Source organism: Streptococcus infantis, from assembly GCF_047464155.1.
Lineage (GTDB): Bacteria > Bacillota > Bacilli > Lactobacillales > Streptococcaceae > Streptococcus > Streptococcus infantis_U.
Genome location: NZ_JASHCL010000001.1, coordinates 785455 through 807134, shown reverse-complemented (window position 1 = coordinate 807134; position 21680 = coordinate 785455). Strand labels below are relative to the sequence as shown.

Genomic DNA, 21680 nt, shown 5'->3' with positions numbered 1-21680 from the left:
GAACTGACACAATGGAGATTTCATTATTAACAGATGTGGGTCAGAAACGTACAAATAATCAAGACTATGTCAATCTTTTTGTCAACCGTGCCGGTCGCACGATGATTATCTTGGCTGACGGGATGGGAGGACACCGCGCAGGTAATATTGCCAGTGAGATGGCAGTAACAGATTTGGGTGTTGCCTGGGTAGATACTCAGATTGATACCGTTAATGAAGTTCGTGAATGGTTTGCAGAACATCTAGAGATTGAAAATCAAAAGATTTACCAATTAGGTCGAGATGAAGCATACAAGGGAATGGGTACAACTCTAGAAGCCCTTGCAATCATAGATAATCAAGCTATCTATGCTCATATTGGCGATTCTCGTATCGGATTGGTTCGTGGTGAAGAATACCATCAATTAACGAGTGACCATTCTTTGGTGAATGAATTGCTCAAGGCAGGTCAATTAACACCTGAAGAAGCTGAAGCACATCCACAAAAGAATATCATCACCCAGTCTATCGGACAAAAAGATGAAATTCAACCGGATTTAGGAATTGTAAGCTTGGAACCAGGGGATTATATCGTTATGAACAGTGATGGTCTCACGAATATGATTTCAGGAAGTGAAATCTATGACATCGTGACAAGTGATATTTCACTTGAAGACAAGGCGGCAACTTTAGTACGTTTTGCAAACAATGCCGGAGGGCTTGATAACATTACTGTTGCCTTGATTGCGATTGAGGAGGAATCAGAATGATCCAGATCGGCAAGATATTTGCCGGACGATATCGGATTATCAAACAAATTGGCCGCGGAGGGATGGCAGATGTCTACCTGGCCAAAGATTTGATTCTGGATGGGGAAGAAGTTGCTGTAAAGGTTCTGAGAACCAACTATCAGACAGATCCTATCGCTGTTGCACGTTTTCAGCGTGAAGCGCGTGCGATGGCAGACTTAGATCATCCTCATATCGTTCGAATTACGGATATCGGTGAAGAAGACGGTCAGCAGTACCTAGCTATGGAATATGTAGCGGGTCTTGACCTCAAACGCTATATCAAAGAACACTATCCTCTCTCTAACGAGGAAGCTGTTCGTATCATGGGGCAGATTCTCTTAGCTATGCGTTTGGCACATGCAAAGGGAATTGTTCACCGTGATTTGAAACCTCAAAATATTCTCTTGACTCCTGATGGCACTGCAAAAGTTACAGACTTTGGGATTGCGGTGGCCTTTGCAGAAACAAGTTTGACACAGACCAACTCTATGTTAGGTTCTGTTCACTATCTATCACCTGAACAGGCGCGTGGTTCAAAGGCGACAATACAGAGTGATATTTATGCCATGGGGATTATTTTCTTTGAAATGTTGACAGGTCATATTCCTTATGATGGCGATAGTGCTGTTACCATTGCACTTCAGCATTTCCAAAAACCACTTCCTTCTGTCATTGCAGAAAACCCATCAGTGCCACAATCATTGGAAAATGTGGTAATTAAAGCGACAGCTAAAAAATTAACAGACCGTTATCAAACAGTTTCTGAGATGTATGTTGACTTGTTGAGTAGTCTTTCATACAATCGTCGCAATGAACCAAAGCTAGTATTTGACGATACAAGTAAGGTTGATACTAAAACCTTACCGAAAATCTCACAGTCTACTTTAACAGCGATTCCTAAAGTGCAACCGAAGGAAGAGAGTCATCAGAGCCAAAAGCCGACCCAAAAGGCAACTAATAAAGAAACCGTGGCAAAACCAGTCAAGAAACGTCGTTTCAAAGCAAGATATTTTGTGCTTTTAGCTAGTTTTATACTTGTTATGGCTTCTCTATTTTGGATTGTATCGAAAACACCAGCAACTGTGGAAATTCCAAAAGTTGCAGGACAAACTGTAGCAGAAGCCAAGGAAAATCTTAAAAAAGCTAATTTTGAAATTGGCGAGGAAAAGACTGAAGCTAGTGATACTGTCGAAGAAGGTCGAGTTATCCGAACAGATCCAGATGCTGGCTCGGCACGAAAAGAAGGAACAAAAGTTAATCTTATTATCTCTTCAGGTCAGCAATCGTTTAAGATTGGAAATTATATTGGACGTAAATCTACGGACGTCATTGCAGAATTGAAAGGTAAAAAAGTTCCTGAAAATCTCATCAAGATTGTAGAAGAGGAATCAAGTGAAACAGAGGCGGGCCTTGTTATGAGACAGAGTCTGTCAGAAGGAACCACTTATGATCTCAGTAAGGCAACAGAGATTACCTTGACAGTAGCCAAGAAGGTAACTAGCGTTCCTATGCCAAGTTACATTGGATCAAGTCTTGAATTTACCAAGAATAACTTAATTCAGATAGTAGGTGTAAAAGAGGCTAATATTGAAGTGGTAGAGGTCTCTACAGCTCCAGAAGGAACTGCTGAGGAAACTGTAGTCAGTCAAAGTCCAAAACCAGGTGAAGGAGTGGATCTGAATACTACTCGTATCAAGATTTCTATCTATAAACCGAAAACAACTACGACAACTATAAATCCATCGCAAGGGAACCCTTATCGTGGAGAGACATCGCCACAGATTAGAGAACCACAAACTAATCAAACCACCACATCTTCAGATACCCATCAAGGTGAGAACTAATCAATCTTTGTCACAGTTTTTGTGACAAAGATTTTTTTTCCTTCAAATTTATGATAAAATAAAAAGGAGTTTTAGAAGGAGGAAAACATGGACGAAGTCAAACAACTGAATGCAGTGATCGATGTCATTATGCTAGCAGGAACGATACTGCTTCGCAATGGTTCTGAGATTTATCGTGTTGAAGATACCATGATTAGGATTGCTCATTCACAGGGCATTATGGATTGTAATGTTTTGGCCATGCCTGCAGCTATTTTTTTCTCCATTGAAAATACAAATATCTCTCGAATGAAACGAGTAACCTCTTCTGCATATAATATTGAGAAGGTTTGTGATGTTAATCAGATTTCACGACAACTTGTATCAGGACAGCTTGATTTGGAGACAGCCTTTATTCAACTCAAGCAATTAAATGCTAAGGCATCTCCCTACACCAATGTTCAGCTAACTGCTGCAGCTACCCTCAGTGCTCCCTTCTTCTCTATCATGTTCGGGGGGAATGTCTACGATGCCATTGGTGCAGGAGTAGCGACCATATTCGCTTTCACCTTTTCCCTTTACGTAGAAAAATTTATTCGAATTCCCTTTATGACAGCTTTTGCAGGTGCTCTTGTTTTTGGCTTGATTGCACAATTTTGGGCGCGCTATTCTGGATTGCCCTCTACAGCTGATTTGGTCATTGCAGGTGCGGTCATGCCATTTGTACCAGGAATTGCCCTGACTAATGCTGTTAGAGATATTATGACCAATCACATTAACTCTGGTATGAGCAAGATGTTTGAATCCTTGCTTGTTACCCTTGCCTTAGGGGCGGGCACCTCTGTCGCCCTCGTACTCATGAACTAATATGACTGTAACAACATTTTTATTGCAGGCTCTAGCTAGTCTGCTAGCTATTATCACTTTTTTAATCGTTTTAAACGTCCAACGTTCCATGCTCATTCCTGGTGGAGTTTTGGGTATGTCAATCTGGCTACTCTATCTAATACTCAAGGAACCAACTAATGTTATTTTGGCGACCTTTATTGCCGCTGTAATTGGTTCTTGTATCAGTCAGATTATGAGTATTATCTACAAAACACCAGCCGTTGTGTTTGCTTTAGCCATATTGGCTCCGCTGGTACCAGGTTATCTCTCTTATCGAACGACTTCATTTTTTGTGACAGGCGACTATAGAAACGCCATTGCCAGTGCAATGTTGGTGATGATGTTGGCCCTTGTTATTTCAATAGGAATGGCAAGTGGGACAGTCATACTCAAGTTGTATTACTATCTCAAAAAGAATCGAGCTAGCTAAGACTCGATTTTTTCGTGGGTAGAGTGGCTGAAAGAATATGGATGCTCCGATGGAAATGAACTTGATTTGGGGAATCAAGTCTTTTTTCGCTCATTTGACTTCAATTGTGATAAAATAGAGGTGAACGAATTTTTACAATGAATGATAAAAATAGAGGTAAATATGACAATCGGTATTGATAAGATTGGTTTTGCGACCAGTCAATACGTTTTGAAATTACAAGATTTAGCAGAAACCCGAGGAATTGATCCTGAAAAATTGAGTAAAGGACTCCTTTTAAAAGAATTGAGTATCGCTCCTTTAACAGAGGATATTGTTACCTTGGCTGCCAGTGCAGGAAATTCTATCCTGACTGAAGAAGAGAAGCAAGAGATTGATATGGTTATCGTAGCGACAGAATCTGGAGTCGATCAAAGTAAGGCCGCTGCGGTTTTTGTACACGGTTTGCTTGGAATTCAACCTTTTGCTCGTAGTTTTGAAATCAAGGAAGCTTGCTATGGTGCAACTGCGGCTCTTCACTATGCTAAGTTACATGTAGAAAATTCTCCTAAATCAAAGGTTCTGGTGCTTGCTAGTGATATTGCAAGATATGGTGTCGAAACTCCTGGAGAACCAACTCAAGGTGCAGGATGTGTTGCTATGTTGATTAGCCAAAATCCACGTGTGATGATTTTCAACAATGATAATGTTGCACAAACTCGTGATATCATGGATTTTTGGCGTCCAAACTATTCGACAACACCATTTGTAAATGGGGTTTACTCAACGCAACAATATCTTGATAGTTTAAAAACGACTTGGGAAGAGTATCAAAAGCGTTATGACTGTAATTTGAACGATTTTGAGGCTGTATGTTTCCACTTACCTTATCCGAAGCTAGCTCTCAAGGGTTTGAAGAAAATTCTCGACAAATCCTTGCCTCAAGAGAAGAAGGACTTGCTTCAAAAGCACTTTGATGAATCTATTATTTATAGCCAAAAAGTTGGGAACATTTATACAGGTTCACTCTTCTTAGGTCTCTTGTCTCTTCTTGAAAATTCTGATAGCCTGAAAGTTGGAGATAAGATTGCCCTCTACAGCTATGGTAGTGGTGCTGTATCTGAGTTCTTTAGTGTGGAATTAGTTGAAGGCTATGAAAAACAATTGCAGAATAATCGATTAGAGTTGCTAGACCAACGTCAAGCATTGAGCGTAGCTGATTATGAACGAATGTTCTTTGAGGAAGCCCACTTGGATGAGTCTGGATCTGCAACGATGTCAGGCTATGAAGGACAGGATTATGCTCTTGTTGAGATTGTAGATCACCAACGTCGCTACAGCAAGGTTGAAAAATAATGAAAAAGAATTGGAATGGATTTGCTAAAAAATCAATTCAAGAGCGCCTAGAGCTCGTTAAGTCTCAGGCGCTTACTTCTATGGAAGCCCAAGAAAGTCTCGAGCAAAACGAAAATCTCAGTCTAGCAGTAGCGGACCAATTGAGTGAAAATGTGATAGGAACTTTCTCACTTCCATACTCAGTAGTTCCAGAAGTGTTGGTAAATGGTCAAGAGCACACAGTTCCTTATGTGACCGAAGAGCCATCTGTTGTTGCTGCAGCTAGTTTTGCCAGTAAGATTATCAAACGTGCGGGTGGTTTTACTGCTCAGGTTCATCAACGCCAAATGATTGGTCAGGTAGCTCTTTATCAGGTTCCAGATAGGGATAAAGCTTGTAGTGCTATTCTGAGTCAAAAAGCAGAGCTACTCGAACAAGCAAACCAAGCCTATCCATCTATTGTCAAACGTGGTGGTGGAGCCAGAGAGCTAACAGTTGAGAAAATTTCTGGTGAGGCTGACTTTTTAGTGGTTTATCTTCATGTGGATACTCAGGAAGCCATGGGAGCTAATATGCTCAATACCATGCTTGAAGCTTTAAAACCTAGCTTAGAGGCTTTAAGTCAAGGGCAAAGTTTAATGGGCATTCTATCCAACTATGCCACGGATTCTCTAGTAACTGCAACTTGTCGGATTGCCTTTCGTTATTTGAGTCGCCAGAAGGATGAAGCGCGTGAGTTGGCAGAAAAAATGGTTTTAGCCAGCCAGTTTGCTCAAGCAGATCCTTATCGAGCAGCTACCCACAATAAGGGAATTTTTAACGGAATCGATGCTCTCTTGATTGCGACAGGAAATGATTGGCGTGCCATCGAAGCAGGAGCGCATGCCTATGCCAGTCACGATGGTGCTTATCGAGGTCTCAGTCGTTGGACCATGGATTTGGAAACAGAAGAGTTAATCGGAGAGATGACTATGCCGATGCCGGTTGCTACCAAGGGTGGATCAATTGGTCTTAATCCTCGAGTAGTCCTCAGCCATGAATTGCTAGGTCATCCATCAGCTAAGGAATTATCCCAAATTATCGTGTCAATTGGTCTTGCACAAAACTTTGCAGCTCTTAAAGCTCTTGTCAGCACAGGGATTCAGCATGGACATATGAAACTACAAGCAAAATCCTTGGCTCTTCTAGCAGGAGCCACAGAGACTGAAGTACCTAAGTTGGTAGAAAGCTTGATTGCTGAAAAAACTTTTAATTTAGAAAAAGCCCAAACTCTTTTGAAAAACTTAAGATCATAAGAAAAAACTCAGACGAAACTAGTCTGAGTTTTTTGTTTAAATACTTTTACCTGGTAAGAGACTAACTGGTAAGAAATAACCAGTCGTAGCAACTTCTTTCCCCTCGATTTTTTGAAGTAGTAAATCAACTGTCAGGCGAGCAATTTCCTCCAAAGGTTGTTTAATGGTAGTGAGGTGAGGATAGAAATTCTCGATAAAATAAGTTCCGTCGTATCCAATAACCTTAAGTTGTTCTGGAACAGAAATACCAAGTTCCTGAGCGATCTTCATCACCAAGATGGCTGTCAAATCATCCGATGCGAAAATCGCATCTGGTTTTTGTTTGGTCAGGATATTTTTAATTTCCATTTCCTTACGAAGGGGCGAAAAGTCACTGGAAACATTGATAATAGGAGCTTTTGGTAAGATAGAAGCAAAACCAGCATGACGAAGTCCAGTTGGTGAATTGGAGTTGTCATTTCCTGTAATCATGATGATAGATTGGGCTCCAGTTTTAGCCAAGGTCTGAGCAGCTAGGACACCACCAGCATAGTTGTCAGAAGAAACGACAGGGATATCTGGTGAGAGGTTACGGTCAAATGAAATAATCGGAGCAGTAACGCGATTGTAATCCTCAATCCCAAGGTTATGACTTCCCGAAATGATGCCGTCTACCTGGTTGGCTTCTAGCATTTCGATGTATTCACGTTCTTTTTCCGAATCGTGTTCACTATTACAAATGATTGTCTTGTAACCTTTTTTGAAGAGTTCGTGTTCCAATTTGTCAATCAATTCAGCATAGAACACATGGCTGATTTTAGGGAAAATCAAACCGATTAACTTGGCTGATTTTCCTTGAAGACTTCGAGCTAAGTTATTGGGTTTATAGCCCAGCTCACGCATAGCATCATTAACCTTTTGAATGGTTTTTTCTGAAAGATAACCCTTTTTATTGATGACACGTGAAACAGTAGTAGGGCTGACGCCAGCTAATTTTGCGACATCAGTTAGTTTTGCGACCATATTCTAATTCGTAGTATGTTCCAGTTGGGTTTCCAGATTTAATGAGAATTCCATTTTGATCTGCATGCGGGAATACACGACCAGAAAATACTTTTTCTCCTTTATTAATGAAAATTTCAAAGACTGAATGATCAATGAAGATATTTACGGTAGTAGCTTGCTTGTCAATAGGACATGAGCGAGTAGTTCCAAATTCTTGAGCGTATTGCTCACCTGCTTGACTGCGGTCGACGGTTACTTGACCATTGACAAGGTCAAAATTGATAGAGAGTCCCTTGCCATCTTTATCAGCAAGAAGAACGATTTCACTTTGACTATCGGCTTCTAGGTTAAGCTCAAGTTCGTAGGTGTTTTTGGTTTCAGAACGATTTGAAAATTCCTCTTTTGAAGCACGGAGTTCCTTGATGGCTGCTACAGGATACTGATAGAGTTTGCCATCTTTAATGGTTAATTCTTTGACCAATGAGAAAGTTCCTTGGTGATCAAAGCGATCAGATGGATAAGAAACATCTGGTAAACCAAGCCAACTTACTGCTAAGGCACGTCCATCAGGAGCGTTAAAAGCTTGAGTAGCATAGGCTTCAAAACCATGATCAAGATTGTGAAGTTCAGAAACATCTATCATACGAGCATTTTCTGGGTCAAAGGAAGCACCGATTTTATACATATTTGGATAGATATTGTCATAGTCAAGAACCTTTTTATCCAAACCTTGTGGACAGTAGAGAAGAACTGGCTGTTCCCCAACAAAGACTAGGTTTGGGCACTCCATCATATAGGCAGTACGGTCATTGTTGAAGTCCAAATCACCCACTTCTTGCCAGTTTGTATAATCGTTATCGACCGCTTTGTAGAGACGGACAAATCCTTTTTTCTCCAAGTCCTGACCGCCGACGATAGCATAGTATTGTCCTTTAAAGTTAAAAATTTGTGGATCACGGAAGTGGTCAGTAGCATCAGCTGGTTGATCAATCAAGACCTTATCAATTTTTTCAATCTTTCCGTCCTTATCCATTAAGGCACCAATCTGATAAGGGTGACGCACCCAGTTTTCATCACGGACATTTCCCGTATAAAATAGGAATAACTGATCGCCAAACTGCATAGCAGATCCAGAGTAAGCACCGTGGCTGTCAAGTGGAGTATCAGGTAAGATTTTTACACCTGTTTCAGTAAAGTGAACCAAGTCGTCACTTTCAAGCTGAACCCAAGATTTCAAACCGTGAGCTGCACCAAAGGGGAAGTTTTGGTAAAAGACAACCCACTTGCCATCAAAGTAAGAAAAACCGTTCGGGTCGTTAAGGAGTCCTTCTTTTGGCTCAATGTGATAGCTGACATGCCATGGGGATTGTGCCATCTTTTCTTGGATTTCTTTTCTTTCTTCTTGTGTCCAATCTTCATAACGTCTGTAACGACGTTCAGTAGTCCATTCCATTTATATTCCCTCCATAAATTCTACTATCTTTATAGTAAACGTTTCCTTTTAAAAAAGCAAGTCTTTTATCATGAAATTAAGAAAAAAATGTCAAACGATTGACAGAAATAGTTTGAAGAAATTTATGAAAATAAATGAAAAAATGAAATAATTTGCAAAAAAATCCTTAAAAACCTCACAATAATAGGTAAAATATTGCTTGTTTTATTTAAAAAACCTCAAAAACAATCAAAAAATTAAAATACTAAAATTTTTTCTGCAAAACGCTTGACATATTTTAAAAACATGATAGAATTATATGCGTAGGGCGGATAAAATCGCTTTCAAACATTTTACAAATTTTTTATAAGGAGATTTTTGCAAATGACGAATACAGAAATTGCAAAAAAAGTCATCGAAGCCTTAGGTGGACGTGAGAACGTTAACAGTGTTGCGCACTGTGCGACTCGCCTTCGCGTTATGGTTAAAGATGAAGCGAAAATTAACAAAGATGCTATCGAGAGCTTGGAAAAAGTTCAAGGTGCTTTCTTTAACTCAGGTCAATACCAAATCATCTTTGGTACTGGTACAGTAAACAAGATGTACGATGAAGTCGTAGCCCTTGGTTTGCCAACTTCAACAAAAGCTGAAATGAAAGCAGAAGCTGCTAAACAAGGAAATTGGTTCCAACGTGCCATCCGTACTTTCGGTGACGTCTTCGTTCCAATCATTCCAGTTATCGTAGCAACTGGTCTCTTCATGGGTGTTCGTGGTCTCTTGACTGCTCTTGGAATGACACTTCCAGAAGATGTGACAACTTATACTCAGATCTTGACAGACACTGCCTTTATTATCTTGCCAGGTTTGGTTGTGTGGTCAACTTTCCGTGTATTCGGTGGTAACCCAGCTGTTGGTATCGTTCTTGGTATGATGCTCGTTTCTGGTTCACTTCCAAATGCCTGGGCTGTTGCGTCTGGTGGTGAAGTAACTGCAATGCAGTTCTTCGGATTTATCCCAGTTGTAGGTTTGCAAGGTTCAGTTCTTCCAGCCTTCATCATCGGGGTTGTCGGAGCTAAGTTTGAAAAAGCAGTTCGTAAGGTTGTTCCAGATGTACTTGATCTCTTGGTAACACCGTTTGTAACACTCCTTGTAATGTCAATTCTTGGATTGTTTGTTATCGGACCAGTCTTCCACGTTGTTGAAAACTACATTCTCATTGGAACTAAAGCAATTCTTAACTTGCCATTCGGACTTGGTGGTTTCTTGATTGGTGGAGTTCACCAATTAATCGTCGTATCAGGTGTTCACCACATCTTCAACTTGCTTGAAGTTCAATTGCTTGCTGCTGACCATGCTAACCCATTCAACGCTATCATCACAGCTGCCATGACTGCTCAAGGTGCTGCGACAGTAGCCGTTGGTGTGAAAACTAAAAATCCTAAACTTAAAACACTTGCTTTCCCAGCTGCTCTTTCTGCCTTCCTAGGTATTACTGAGCCTGCTATCTTCGGGGTTAACTTGCGTTTCCGTAAACCATTCTTCCTTTCATTGATTGCTGGTGCAATCGGTGGTGGATTGGCATCTATCCTTGGACTTGCTGGTACTGGTAATGGTATCACAATCATCCCTGGTACAATGCTTTACATTGGTAACGGACAACTTCTACAATACCTTCTTATGGTAGCTGTATCATTTGCACTTGGTTTCGCTCTTACTTACATGTTTGGTTATGAAGATGAAGTAGAAGAAGCTGCAGGTGCTGTTACTGAAGCAGAAACAGATCGTTTGGCTGAAGAAGCAGTAACTGGTGCTGTTGTTGCACCGAGCGAAGGCGTTATCCAAACACCAATCGTTGGTGATGTTGTTGCTCTTTCAAATGTGAATGACCCAGTATTCTCAAGCGGAGCTATGGGACAAGGTATCGCTGTAAAACCAAGTGAAGATGTCGTTTACGCACCAGCTGATGCTGAAGTGACAATTGTCTTCCCAACAGGACATGCTTATGGCCTAAGAACAGCTAACGGAGCTGAAATCTTGATCCACGTTGGTATCGACACTGTTTCAATGAATGGTGAAGGATTCAACCATAAAGTTGCTCAAGGTGACAAGGTTAAAGCTGGAGATGTTCTTGGAACGTTTGACTCAGCTAAGATTGCTGCTGCAGGTCTTGATAACACAACAATGGTTATCGTGACGAACACTGCGGACTTTGCTTCAGTAAATCCAGTTGCTTCTGGATCTGTTGCTAAGGGAGATGCAATCATCGAAGTTAAAGCTTAATACTCTTCGAAAATCAAATTCAAACTGCGTCATACTCGCTTTGCCGTATGTATGTGTTACTGACTTCGTCAGTTCTATTTACAACCTCAAAGCCGTGCTTTGAGCAATCCACAGCTCGATTCCTAGTTTGTTCTTTGATTTTCATTGAGTATACTACTGTCGATTTAATAAATCAAAAAAACGAACAAATGTCATGTTTGTTCGTTTTTGCTTGAATGGTAAAATTTACAGAGGAAAATCTAAAATATAGAGCAATTTTCCTTCTGGAAATATGCTATAATAGAGAAAACAAATACAAGAGGTTTATCATGACAAAACTATACGGAAGCTTGGAAGCGGGCGGTACAAAATTTGTCTGTGCTGTCGGTGATGAAAACTTTAACGTTGTAGAAAAAGTACAATTTCCAACAACAACTCCTATCGAGACAATCGATAAAACTATCGAGTTCTTTTCAAAATTTGAGAATCTTGCAGGACTTGCCATTGGTTCATTTGGTCCTATTGATATCGATAAAAACTCAAAAACTTACGGATTTATCACAACAACTCCAAAACCTAACTGGGCAAATGTAGATTTACTTGGTGCCCTTCGTCGCTCTCTAAACGTGCCTATGTATTTCACAACAGACGTAAACAGTTCTGCTTACGGTGAAGTGGTAGCTCGTAATAATGCGGGTGGTCGTATCGAAAACTTGGTTTATTACACAATCGGTACAGGTATCGGTGCAGGTGTTATCCAACGTGGCGAGTTTATTGGCGGTGTTGGTCACCCTGAGATGGGTCATTATTATGTGGCTAGACACCCAATGGATATTGAAAAAGAATTTAAAGGTGTTTGTCCTTTCCATAATGGGTGTTTGGAAGGTTATGCAGCTGGTCCAAGTTTGGAAGCTCGTACAGGTGTTCGTGGTGAAAACATCGAACTGAACAACTCTGTATGGGATGTTCAAGCCTACTACATTGCTCAAGCTGCAGTGAATGCGACTGTAACTTTCCGTCCAGATGTCATCGTCTTTGGTGGTGGGGTTATGGCTCAACAACATATGCTTGACCGTGTACGTGAGAAATTCACATCCTTGCTCAACGGCTACCTACCAGTTCCAGATGTACGTGACTATATCGTAACTCCAGCTGTTGCTGGCAATGGTTCAGCTACACTAGGAAACTTCGTTCTTGCTAAGAGCGTTGCAAAATAAGAATATAAAAAACTCCCAACTGAGAAAGTTGGGAGTTTTGCTTTAGTCTTTTTCTATTTTGGTTTCCTGATGGAAAATATTTTGCCAAGTTTCGTGACGACGCCAGATGCTGGTATGAATGGTATCACCGACTTGGTAGCGGATGAGTTTAGTCTTTTGACTGATGGAAGTTAAATGAAGCTCCTTGATAGCAGAGGTCAATTCTTTTTCAGCCTTATAGGCTCCTTTGTCTAATTCTTGTCCGTCTTGGCGGATATAAATGAAGTCTTCTGCAAGTAACTCTTCCAGTTGATTTCCTTGGTCAATCAGTTGCTCTCTCATGAGCAATTTTTTATAGACATTATCTAGGATTTCATCCTCAGGGATTGGGGCTGGTTCGATATGAATGTCTGTATCAAAAACACCAAATTGTTCTGATAACATGGATTCGACCTGATCCGCAATTTCGTGGCTCTCGAAAACAGAGAGGTCTGGGTTCATCTCAAGAGTAATATCCAGATAAATGTTGCTACCGTAGGTACGACCGCGTTGTGATTTAACTTTGCTAATCTTAGGGATTTCCATGATAGCCTTTTGGTAATCTTCGAGTAAGTGCTCATCAAAACCATCAGAAAGACTGAAGGAAGACTCGATAAAGATATCATAGGCAGTTTTGAGGATAAAAAAGGTGATAACGATGGCAACCAACTTATCCACGAGAGGGAAGTTAAAACTGCTGGCTAGGATGGCGATAGTGGTTCCGAGTGAAGTGACCGCATCTGATAGATTGTCCTTGGCAGCTGCTTTCAACGCCTTAGATTTAGACTGCTTGCTGAGGTGAGTGTTGTAGAGATAGACTCCAAACATAATCACTGCAGAGATTACTCCCAGAATCGCCCCAAGTGGGTCAATCACAGTTTCTTCGCGACTGATAATCTTTTGAATCGTATCGCGTAAGACATCAAAACCAACATAGAACATGATGATAGAGGTGATAAGACTTGCTAGGTCCTCGATTTTCCAGTGACCGAAGCGATGATCTCTATCTGCGGGTTGGCGAGCCAAACGAATCCCGATGAGAAGGGCCACGTTTCCAACAATATCTGAAACGTTGTTAAAACCATCAGCTACCAAACTGGATGAATGGAGGAGGTGTCCGGTCGCTAGCTTAGCTGCAGATAAGAATAGATAGGTCAAAATGCTGATAATGGCACCACGCTCAGCCAATTTTAAGTTTGAAACCGATTGATTCATCTAACTCCCCTTCTAGCATTTTAGTATTCTTTCATTATACTGGTTTTCCAAGGAAAATTCAAATGGAGGGGATGGGGAGTTTTGCATTGATTCAACAGATTTTTTGATTGAAATATGATAGAATATAAAGTAATCATAATTTTAGAGAGAGTTTTCCATGACCCATAAACAAATCACAGATAGAATGATTCGAATTGGTCTGATTGTGCTACCATTTTTTATTTTTTATGGATATAGATTGATGAAAGGCTTTGAATATCCAGTCGTAGATGATATCATGGTCAATCAAACCATACTATCTGGTGATAATATGTTGCTTCCCTACATTGGGATTATGTTGTCATCTGCTTTAGTATTCCTTCAGCAATTGTTTACAACTTGGAATGTTTATTTTATTTTCCTAGCCCTCAGTTTTTGCTTGAGCTTTAGTGTATACTTGGATTCTTTTTTCAGGAAGAAACTTTTTTTTGTTCTTCCCCTACTTGTTATACTTCAAATGATTTTGATGAAGTATTTCTCGTTTTCAGTAATCGCTTATTTGTTGTCTACAGCAGGGATACTTTTATTGTTCGATAGAAAATACATCGTAGGAGCTCTGTTGTCTCTGATTGGATTGTCGATTAGACCGCAAATCATTGCCAGTTTATTGCTACTTTTACTGCCGTTTCTAGTTTTTGAAGTAATCAAAGAGAAAAAGAAAAAAGAGTTCTTCGTATTATCTGCTCTTATTTTACTTATCTTTGCTTCTAATAAAGTTTACACATTAACGAAACCAGATGTTCAAGAATACTTAACTTGGAATACTCTAAGTACCAATTTGAGAGATTTCCCTGCGATTGAGTATGAGAAGCATGCCAAGGAATTTCAGGAATTGGGGGTCAGTGAAAACGACTTATCTGCTTCAACCTACTGGTTGTTTGCTGAAAAAGATGCTTTGAACAATGAGTTGTTAACAAAAATTCAATCCGTACGTTCTTTCTCTGAGAAGTACTCCTTTAATGTATTTCAGATGGTGAAAGATTATTTCCAAAACATTATTTTGACAACCTTTCTTCTTGTTATGGTTGTCTGGTTTTTGTTCTTCAAGCCTAAGAAAGTCTATGGCTGGTTACTCCCGCTTGTTCCATTTGCACTAATCGGTGCATTATTTGTTAGGCAGAGAGTAGTAGAACGTGTCTATATCCCAATTATCATTAGCTTTTTAATCTTTTTCATCTACTATGCGCCCTTATTTTATACCAAGAGAAAACTGTTAGAAAAAAGAGGAGTTTTTTATAGTTTACAACTTGTAGGAATGCTGGCAAGTATGGTCTGGGTGAATAGTATAGGGCAAGAACTTTATTGGTTCCCAATCATCCAATCGTCAATGGTATCAGAGTACCATGATGTAGTGGAAAAACATTCTGATAAATTGCTTGTTTTTGGTGGCTATGGCACACTTGTCAATTCCCAACCGAGCTTAGCTACGATTAGAACGAAGTCTAATCAGTTGATAGGAAACACTACGACCTTAGGTAATTGGCAGACTTTTTCTCCTCATTACTATCAATTAATGGAAAACTACAATGTGGAGGACCCTAGTAATCTTCTTTCATCAGCTTTAGATAAGGAGAACATCCTATTCTTTTGGTCACCTTCCTCAGGAAATATGGATAGAGTAAAAAAAATTATGAAAGAACATTACCAGAAAGATGTTTATTTTGAAGAAGTTGAGGAAGTCACTTCTGATATGAATCTTTATCGACTAAGAACAGGAGAAGATAGATAGGATGAAAAAGCGAATAGGCTACCTAGATATGGCTAAGGGTCTAGCAATCATACTTGTTATTATAGGGCACAGTAGTTTTGTACCTCTTCGTGCCAAAATACTTCTTTATGTTTTTCATATCCCCTTATTTTTCTTCTTGTCAGGTTTTACTTTAAATGTTACTAAATACAAAACACTTAAGGAGTATTTTCTTAGCAAGGTAAAAAGTTTGGTTGTTCCCTTTTTTTGCCTGAATATTTTTGTTTTTCTCTTTCAACTTTTTGTCATGTATCCTGAACAAGTGTTTAGTTTTAATCTTATTCATTTTGCTAAACAGTTATTGTTGTCAGACCGCTTGCATGTTTATTTTCAGTTATGGTTTCTGAATGTCATGTTTTTAGCACATGTTTTTAGTTACTTTATTCTCAGAAAAAAATGGACCATTATCCAATGGCTTTTGATTAGTGTATCACTCTTATTTTTAGTCGTTTTGGGACAAAAAATCTATGCTTGGAATTTTTATCTTATCTGGAATATTGACCTGGTCCCTGTAGCCATTATCTTTACACTCTTAGGTGTCGGAGTGAGAAAATATTTAGCGCAGATGGAAAAGTTTTTTGCAATTTATTATTTGCCGCTTGCCTTATTGCTGACTATATTTGTTGGTAGGTTGAACTATCATTGGAGTGGGAAACAGATTGTTGATCTTTACTATCAACAGATTGGAAACCATCTCTTGTTTTACATTGCTGCAATTTCAGGTATATGGTCCACCCTCATATTCTTTAAGTCAATTCCTGAAATGACTCTCTTGAAATCAATCGGTCAAAGAACCTTGATTTACTATGGTGTCCATGCCCCGATTGTTTTAGTATTGGTAGAAAAATTAGTTTTACAATTATCTACTAGATACACCGGTATTTTTGTGAATGGTTATATTACAACAAGTGTTGTGGTAATATTGACTTTAATAGGTTGTGAATTGATTGTAAGGGTATTTAGAGGGACAAACTTTCCCTTTGGGATTAAAAGGTTAGGAGTCAAAAATGAGTAGAAATAATCCGATTTTATATATCGTGATTCCATGTTATAACGAAGAGCAAGTATTACCTCATACTAACCCAATGTTTGTTGGAAAAATTGAGGAGCTTGTGAAAAACCAAGAAGTCCATCCATTAAGTAAGGTCATGTATGTCAATGATGGCAGTAAAGATCAAACTTGGGAGCTTATCCAAGAATATGCTACATCAAATCCATATGTAGTAGGTATTTCGCAGAGCCGAAATCGAGGTCATCAAAGTAGTGTCCTTGCTGGAATGTATGAAGCTGCAGAATTTGCGGATATCGTGATTACCATTGATGCAGACGGCCAGGATGATATTCATTGTATGAATCAAATGATTGCTGAATATAAGACAGGTTCAGAGATAGTCTACGGCGTTCGTGATAATAGAGATACAGACTCAGCTTTTAAGCGTATTACAGCAGAAGGTTTTTATAAAGTGATGCATTTATTTGGAGCGGATGTCGTTTTTAATCATGCTGATTATCGTTTAGTCTCAAAACGATTTCTACAGGAATTATCTAAGTTTAAAGAAGTAAATCTGTTCCTTCGAGGGATTATGCCTCTTGTAGGATTTAAGTATTCTTACGTGACCTATAAACGGCATGAACGGATTGCTGGTGAGAGCCACTATCCACTCTCTAAAATGCTTGGTCTAGCTATGGATGGAATTACTAGCTTATCGATTAAACCAATCCGTTTGATTACTAGCTTGGGAGTTATGACTTCACTGTTTAGTTTTTTGTTAATCATTTGGGTTTTGTGGAGCAAATTTGCTGGTACAGTAGTAGCTGGTTGGGCCAGCACATATGCCATTGTAAGTTTACTTGGCGGAGTTCAGCTGATTAGTCTTGGTGTAATTGGGGAATATATCGGAAAAATTTATCTAGAAACCAAGCAACGTCCAAGATATATTATCAGTGATCGTACCTATGATGAGAGTGATGAGCAATCCTACCTCAAGGCTTGAAAACTTTTGAAATTCTGATATAATAGAACTACTCAAGGGAGTAGCTGGCGGTTAACCGCGATAGTGTCGTCATTCCGAATTATTTCCGGCACTATATTAAACAGCGAGACTTGTTTTTTTAAAAAACAGGTCTCTTTTTTTGTAAAAAGAGGCCAAAAAGGAGGAGACTGTTTTGTCAAAAGAACAAAAAAAAGATTTGTTTTACACGCAATCTTCTGAGGAAGTCCTAAAGAACTTGGACTCATCTCTTGAAGGTTTGTCAACTGCTCAAGCTCAAGAACGCTTAGCGACTTATGGTCGTAATGAGTTAGAAGAGGGCGAAAAACGTAGCCTGCTAGCTAAATTCCTGGATCAATTTAAGGATTTGATGATCATCATCTTGCTAGCGGCAGCGGCACTTTCTGTGATTACAGAAGGGATGGATGGTTTAACAGATGCCATTATCATCTTGGCCGTTGTTGTCTTGAATGCAGCCTTTGGTGTTTACCAAGAAGGGCAAGCAGAAGCAGCCATTGAAGCACTGAAAAATATGTCTAGCCCCATGGCACGTGTTCGTCGTGATGGCCATATCATTGAGATTGACTCAAAAGAATTGGTACCCGGAGATATCGTCTTGCTTGAAGCGGGAGATGTCGTGCCTGCAGATATGCGTTTGTTTGAAGCAGCTTCTCTTAAAATTGAAGAAGCTGCTCTTACTGGTGAATCTGTACCAGTTGAAAAAGATGTGACAGGACTTGTTGAAGCAGATGCTGGTATTGGGGACCGCGTTAATATGGGTTACCAAAACTCAAATGTAACTTATGGTCGTGGTATTGGTGTCGTAACAAACACTGGTATGTATACAGAAGTTGGTAAGATTGCGGATATGTTGGCTAATGCCGATGAGACTGAAACACCATTGAAGCAAAGCTTGGAACAATTATCTAAAGCCTTGACTTACTTAATCGTTGTGATTGCGATTATCACTTTCTTGGTTGGTGTCTTCGTCCGCGGGGAACATCCATTAGAAGGTTTGATGGTTGCAGTAGCTCTTGCGGTTGCGGCGATTCCAGAAGGTCTTCCTGCCATTGTTACCATCGTCCTATCTTTAGGAACAACAACCCTTGCTAAACGTAATTCAATCGTTCGTAAATTGCCAGCCGTTGAAACACTTGGTTCAACAGAAATCATCGCATCTGATAAAACAGGTACCTTGACCATGAACCAAATGACGGTTGAAAAAGTCTATACAAACGGTCAATTGCAAAGCTCTGCAGCTGAAATTACTGCCAACAACAATACGCTTCGCATCATGAACTTTGCCAATGATACAAAGGTGGACCCATCTGGCAAATTGATTGGGGATCCAACAGAAACTGCTTTGGTACAGTTTGGTTTGGACCACAACTTTGACGTTCGTGAAGTTTTGAAGGATGAGCCACGTGTAGCTGAATTGCCATTTGACTCTGATCGTAAGCTCATGTCTACCATCCATAAGGAAGCAGACGGTTCTTACTTTATCGCTGTCAAGGGTGCCCCTGACCAATTGCTCAAGCGTGTGACTCGTATCGAAGTCAATGGGGAAGTTCGTCCAATCACTGAGGAAGACAAACAAGATATACTTGCCACCAATAAAGACTTGGCTAAACAAGCCCTCCGTGTCTTGATGATGGCTTATAAGACAAGCACCGAAATTCCAACCTTGGAATCTGAAATTGTTGAGTCTGACCTCATCTTCTCTGGTTTGGTCGGCATGATCGACCCTGAACGTCCAGAAGCTGCAGAAGCTGTCCGTGTCGCTAAAGAAGCAGGTATCCGTCCAATCATGATCACGGGTGACCACCAAGATACAGCAGAGGCTATTGCTAAACGTCTTGGAATCATCGATCCAAATGATACAGAAGACCATGTCTTCACGGGTGCTGAGTTGAATGAACTCACTGATGAAGAATTCCAAAAAGTCTTCAAGCAATACTCTGTTTATGCTCGTGTATCGCCTGAACACAAGGTTCGTATCGTGAAAGCATGGCAAAAAGAAGGTAAAGTTGTTGCCATGACTGGTGACGGGGTTAATGACGCACCATCGCTTAAGACAGCTGATATCGGTATTGGTATGGGGATTACTGGTACAGAGGTTTCTAAGGGTGCTTCTGATATGGTCCTTGCCGATGACAACTTTGCAACCATTATCGTAGCAGTAGAAGAAGGACGTAAGGTTTTCTCAAATATCCAAAAATCCATTCAATACCTCTTGTCTGCCAATATGGCTGAGGTCTTCATTATTTTCTTTGCAACCCTCTTCGGTTGGGATGTGTTACAACCAGTGCATCTTCTATGGATTAACTTGGTAACAGATACGCTACCAGCCATCGCTCTTGGTGTTGAACCAGCTGAGCCAGGCGTTATGACCCACAAACCTCGTGGCCGTAAGTCAAACTTCTTTGACGGTGGTGTATTCGGAGCTATCCTTTATCAAGGTATCTTCCAAACCATGCTCGTTCTTGGTGTCTATGGTTGGGCAATTCTCTTCCCAGAGCATCAAGTTCAATCTGAAATCCACGCAGATGCCCTTACCATGGCTTTTGCAACTCTTGGTTTGATCCAATTGCTCCATGCCTTTAACGTTAAATCTGTTTATCAATCAGTCTTTACAGTCGGACTCTTCAAAAACAAAACCTTTAACTGGTCAATCCCAGTTGCCTTCATCCTCTTGATGGCTACGATTGTAGTTCCAGGATTTAACAGCCTCTTCCACGTTTCACATTTGAGCTTGACTCAATGGATGGCGGTTGCTGTAGGAGCACTTATGATTGTTGTTCTTGTTGAAATTGTTAAAGCAATCCAACGCGCACTTGGAAAAGATAAAAACGCCATTTAAACATTGAAAAGTCATCTTCGGATGGCTTTTTTGCTTTTATATAAGATAAACGGAGATAGATTTTATGCTATAATCAAGTAGAATGATAAAGGTGGAGGAATAGTAGTTGGAAAAGAAAATTGTAAAAGATATGATGTTTTTGTCGCAGGTATCCCAGCCTGCTAGTCAGGAAGATTTACCCCTAGCAAAGGATTTGCAGGATACCCTATTGGCTAACCGAGAAATCTGTGTTGGACTAGCGGCCAATATGATTGGGGTACAAAAACGCGTCATTATTTTTAATATCGGAATGATTCCCATGGTTATGTTTAATCCAGTTCTCAAATCTTTTGAAGGCTCATACGAAACAGAGGAAGGTTGTTTGTCTTTGGCAGGTGTAAGACCGACAACTAGGTGTGAGAAGATTACAGTAAGCTACAGAGATATCCATTGGCAAGAGCAGACCATTACCCTGACAGGATTTCCTGCTCAAATTTGTCAGCATGAATTGGATCATTTGGAAGGGATCATCATTTAGGCTTAAATCCTTGGTAGTCCTAAAAAAATATGCTACACTAACACTATGAAAATTCTAATCCCAACTGCAAAAGAAATGAACACCCAAATCCCTAGTTTAGAGGCACAGCCTTTGCGTCCTGATAGTCAGGCAGTGCTGGATGCATTGGCGACATACTCTGCCCAAGAGCTGGAGAACTTTTATAAAATATCTTCCGAAAAAGCGCAAGAGGAATATGACCATATCCAAGCCTTGAAAAATGAAACTGCGACAAACTATCCCGCCTTGCACCTCTTTGATGGACTCATGTATCGCAACATCAAACGGGACGATCTCACCAAGGAGGAGCAAACCTATCTGGAGAAATACCTCATGATAACGTCAGCTCTCTATGGTGTGATTCCAGCCTTTGAACCGATTGCACCTCACAGACTGGACTTTTTGATGAAGCTCAAAGTTGATGGAAAAAGCTTGAAAAGTCATTGGAAGGTGGCCTATGAGGAGTCGATGAAGGGTGAAGAACTAATCTTTTCTCTCTTGTCTTCTGAGTTTGAAACTGTCTTTCCAAAAGAAATCCGTGAGAAAATGGTGACCTTCAAGTTCATGGAAGAAAGAGATGGAAAACTAAAAATCCACTCAACTATTTCTAAAAAAGCTAGAGGGGCCTTTTTGACAGCCTTGATGGAAGGTCAGGTAACTTCAGTAGAAGAGATTAAAAAGCTCAGTTTTGCAGGTTTTACCTATCGAGACGACCTGTCTAGTGACAAGGAAATGGTCTTTGTAAAATAGATAGAAAATAGAGTCTGTCCTAAATTGTATCAGGGCAGGCTTTTTGTGATTTGGTGCTCCTATTTTTAGTTTAGAATGGTAGGAATTTTCTCACAATTTTGGTATAATAGGAC

General features: G+C 40.0%; 17 protein-coding genes. 14 read left to right on the top strand and 3 right to left on the bottom strand.

Annotation, left to right across the window (positions count from 1 at the left end; translation table 11 throughout):
* Window positions 1-11 precede the first annotated feature (11 nt).
* From QM810_RS03875 to QM810_RS03850, 6 genes are all read left to right on the top strand, one after another.
* Window positions 12-749 carry a Stp1/IreP family PP2C-type Ser/Thr phosphatase gene (locus QM810_RS03875; protein ID WP_045615317.1) on the top strand — a complete coding sequence of 246 codons (738 nt, stop codon included), beginning with the start codon at window positions 12-14 and terminating at the stop codon, window positions 747-749.
* The gene (pknB, locus tag QM810_RS03870; RefSeq protein WP_414253928.1) at window positions 746-2614 is read left to right on the top strand and encodes a Stk1 family PASTA domain-containing Ser/Thr kinase; all 1869 of its coding nucleotides are present in this window, start codon (window positions 746-748) and stop codon (window positions 2612-2614) included. The genes QM810_RS03875 and pknB overlap by 4 nt, the downstream gene beginning before the upstream one ends.
* 87 nt (window positions 2615-2701) lie before the next feature.
* Window positions 2702-3460: a threonine/serine exporter family protein gene (locus QM810_RS03865; RefSeq protein ID WP_414253927.1), complete on the top strand. Its 759-nt coding sequence runs from the start codon at window positions 2702-2704 to the stop codon at window positions 3458-3460.
* Between the two features lies 1 nt (window position 3461).
* The gene (locus QM810_RS03860) at window positions 3462-3911 is read left to right on the top strand and encodes a threonine/serine exporter family protein (RefSeq protein WP_414253926.1); all 450 of its coding nucleotides are present in this window, start codon (window positions 3462-3464) and stop codon (window positions 3909-3911) included.
* A gap of 162 nt (window positions 3912-4073) precedes the next feature.
* On the top strand, window positions 4074-5246 hold the full coding sequence (locus tag QM810_RS03855; RefSeq protein ID WP_414253925.1) for a hydroxymethylglutaryl-CoA synthase: 1173 nt from the start codon (window positions 4074-4076) through the stop codon (window positions 5244-5246).
* Window positions 5246-6520 (top strand): hydroxymethylglutaryl-CoA reductase, degradative, encoded by a 1275-nt coding sequence (locus tag QM810_RS03850; protein WP_414253924.1) that lies wholly within the window; start codon window positions 5246-5248, stop codon window positions 6518-6520. The genes QM810_RS03855 and QM810_RS03850 overlap by 1 nt, the downstream gene beginning before the upstream one ends.
* A gap of 36 nt (window positions 6521-6556) precedes the next feature.
* On the opposite strand, the gene QM810_RS03845 is transcribed toward QM810_RS03850, so the two are convergent.
* Together QM810_RS03845 and QM810_RS03840 are read right to left on the bottom strand one after the other, a co-directional pair.
* The gene (locus QM810_RS03845; protein ID WP_414253923.1) at window positions 6557-7522 is read right to left on the bottom strand and encodes a LacI family DNA-binding transcriptional regulator; all 966 of its coding nucleotides are present in this window, start codon (window positions 7520-7522) and stop codon (window positions 6557-6559) included.
* A complete protein-coding gene (locus QM810_RS03840) occupies window positions 7503-8957 on the bottom strand; it encodes a sucrose-6-phosphate hydrolase (protein WP_414253922.1) in 1455 nt (484 codons plus the stop codon). Before QM810_RS03840 ends, QM810_RS03845 begins: the two co-directional genes overlap by 20 nt.
* A gap of 363 nt (window positions 8958-9320) precedes the next feature.
* Here QM810_RS03840 and QM810_RS03835 point away from each other — a divergent pair, with 363 nt between their 5' ends.
* Together QM810_RS03835 and scrK are read left to right on the top strand one after the other, a co-directional pair.
* Window positions 9321-11216: a sucrose-specific PTS transporter subunit IIBC gene (locus QM810_RS03835; protein ID WP_263394481.1), complete on the top strand. Its 1896-nt coding sequence runs from the start codon at window positions 9321-9323 to the stop codon at window positions 11214-11216.
* A 308-nt stretch (window positions 11217-11524) separates the two neighbouring features.
* Window positions 11525-12412, top strand: coding sequence for a fructokinase ScrK (scrK, locus tag QM810_RS03830; RefSeq protein WP_414253921.1), 888 nt, complete (start codon window positions 11525-11527; stop codon window positions 12410-12412).
* A 42-nt stretch (window positions 12413-12454) separates the two neighbouring features.
* Here the strand turns inward: scrK and QM810_RS03825 are convergent, their stop codons facing one another.
* Window positions 12455-13645 carry a cation diffusion facilitator family transporter gene (locus tag QM810_RS03825; RefSeq protein WP_414253920.1) on the bottom strand — a complete coding sequence of 397 codons (1191 nt, stop codon included), beginning with the start codon at window positions 13643-13645 and terminating at the stop codon, window positions 12455-12457.
* Window positions 13646-13802: 157 nt separating this feature from the next.
* Here QM810_RS03825 and QM810_RS03820 point away from each other — a divergent pair, with 157 nt between their 5' ends.
* The 6 genes from QM810_RS03820 to yaaA all read left to right on the top strand — a co-directional run bounded on the left by QM810_RS03820 (window position 13803) and on the right by yaaA (window position 21567).
* Complete coding sequence (locus QM810_RS03820; protein WP_414253919.1) at window positions 13803-15413, top strand: hypothetical protein; 1611 nt, start codon at window positions 13803-13805, stop codon at window positions 15411-15413.
* Between the two features lies 1 nt (window position 15414).
* Window positions 15415-16446, top strand: a complete 1032-nt coding sequence (locus QM810_RS03815) for an acyltransferase family protein (protein ID WP_414253918.1) — start codon at window positions 15415-15417, stop codon at window positions 16444-16446.
* Complete coding sequence (locus QM810_RS03810; protein WP_414253917.1) at window positions 16439-17425, top strand: glycosyltransferase family 2 protein; 987 nt, start codon at window positions 16439-16441, stop codon at window positions 17423-17425. The genes QM810_RS03815 and QM810_RS03810 overlap by 8 nt, the downstream gene beginning before the upstream one ends.
* A gap of 172 nt (window positions 17426-17597) precedes the next feature.
* Window positions 17598-20282 (top strand): cation-translocating P-type ATPase, encoded by a 2685-nt coding sequence (locus QM810_RS03805; protein ID WP_414253916.1) that lies wholly within the window; start codon window positions 17598-17600, stop codon window positions 20280-20282.
* A gap of 106 nt (window positions 20283-20388) precedes the next feature.
* On the top strand, window positions 20389-20799 hold the full coding sequence (locus QM810_RS03800) for a peptide deformylase (RefSeq protein ID WP_414253915.1): 411 nt from the start codon (window positions 20389-20391) through the stop codon (window positions 20797-20799).
* A gap of 45 nt (window positions 20800-20844) precedes the next feature.
* Window positions 20845-21567 carry a peroxide stress protein YaaA gene (gene yaaA, locus QM810_RS03795; RefSeq protein ID WP_414253914.1) on the top strand — a complete coding sequence of 241 codons (723 nt, stop codon included), beginning with the start codon at window positions 20845-20847 and terminating at the stop codon, window positions 21565-21567.
* Window positions 21568-21680: the final 113 nt, after the last annotated feature.

Bases quoted from the DNA above. Each gene is read 5' to 3' on its own strand.
- QM810_RS03875 (WP_045615317.1), top strand. From the start codon at position 12: ATGGAGATTTCATTATTAACAGATGTGGGTCAGAAACGTACAAATAAT.
- pknB (WP_414253928.1), top strand. From the start codon at position 746: ATGATCCAGATCGGCAAGATATTTGCCGGACGATATCGGATTATCAAA.
- QM810_RS03865 (WP_414253927.1), top strand. From the start codon at position 2,702: ATGGACGAAGTCAAACAACTGAATGCAGTGATCGATGTCATTATGCTA.
- QM810_RS03860 (WP_414253926.1), top strand. From the start codon at position 3,462: ATGACTGTAACAACATTTTTATTGCAGGCTCTAGCTAGTCTGCTAGCT.
- QM810_RS03855 (WP_414253925.1), top strand. From the start codon at position 4,074: ATGACAATCGGTATTGATAAGATTGGTTTTGCGACCAGTCAATACGTT.
- QM810_RS03850 (WP_414253924.1), top strand. From the start codon at position 5,246: ATGAAAAAGAATTGGAATGGATTTGCTAAAAAATCAATTCAAGAGCGC.
- QM810_RS03845 (WP_414253923.1), bottom strand. From the start codon at position 7,522: ATGGTCGCAAAACTAACTGATGTCGCAAAATTAGCTGGCGTCAGCCCT.
- QM810_RS03840 (WP_414253922.1), bottom strand. From the start codon at position 8,957: ATGGAATGGACTACTGAACGTCGTTACAGACGTTATGAAGATTGGACA.
- QM810_RS03835 (WP_263394481.1), top strand. From the start codon at position 9,321: ATGACGAATACAGAAATTGCAAAAAAAGTCATCGAAGCCTTAGGTGGA.
- scrK (WP_414253921.1), top strand. From the start codon at position 11,525: ATGACAAAACTATACGGAAGCTTGGAAGCGGGCGGTACAAAATTTGTC.
- QM810_RS03825 (WP_414253920.1), bottom strand. From the start codon at position 13,645: ATGAATCAATCGGTTTCAAACTTAAAATTGGCTGAGCGTGGTGCCATT.
- QM810_RS03820 (WP_414253919.1), top strand. From the start codon at position 13,803: ATGACCCATAAACAAATCACAGATAGAATGATTCGAATTGGTCTGATT.
- QM810_RS03815 (WP_414253918.1), top strand. From the start codon at position 15,415: ATGAAAAAGCGAATAGGCTACCTAGATATGGCTAAGGGTCTAGCAATC.
- QM810_RS03810 (WP_414253917.1), top strand. From the start codon at position 16,439: ATGAGTAGAAATAATCCGATTTTATATATCGTGATTCCATGTTATAAC.
- yaaA (WP_414253914.1), top strand. From the start codon at position 20,845: ATGAAAATTCTAATCCCAACTGCAAAAGAAATGAACACCCAAATCCCT.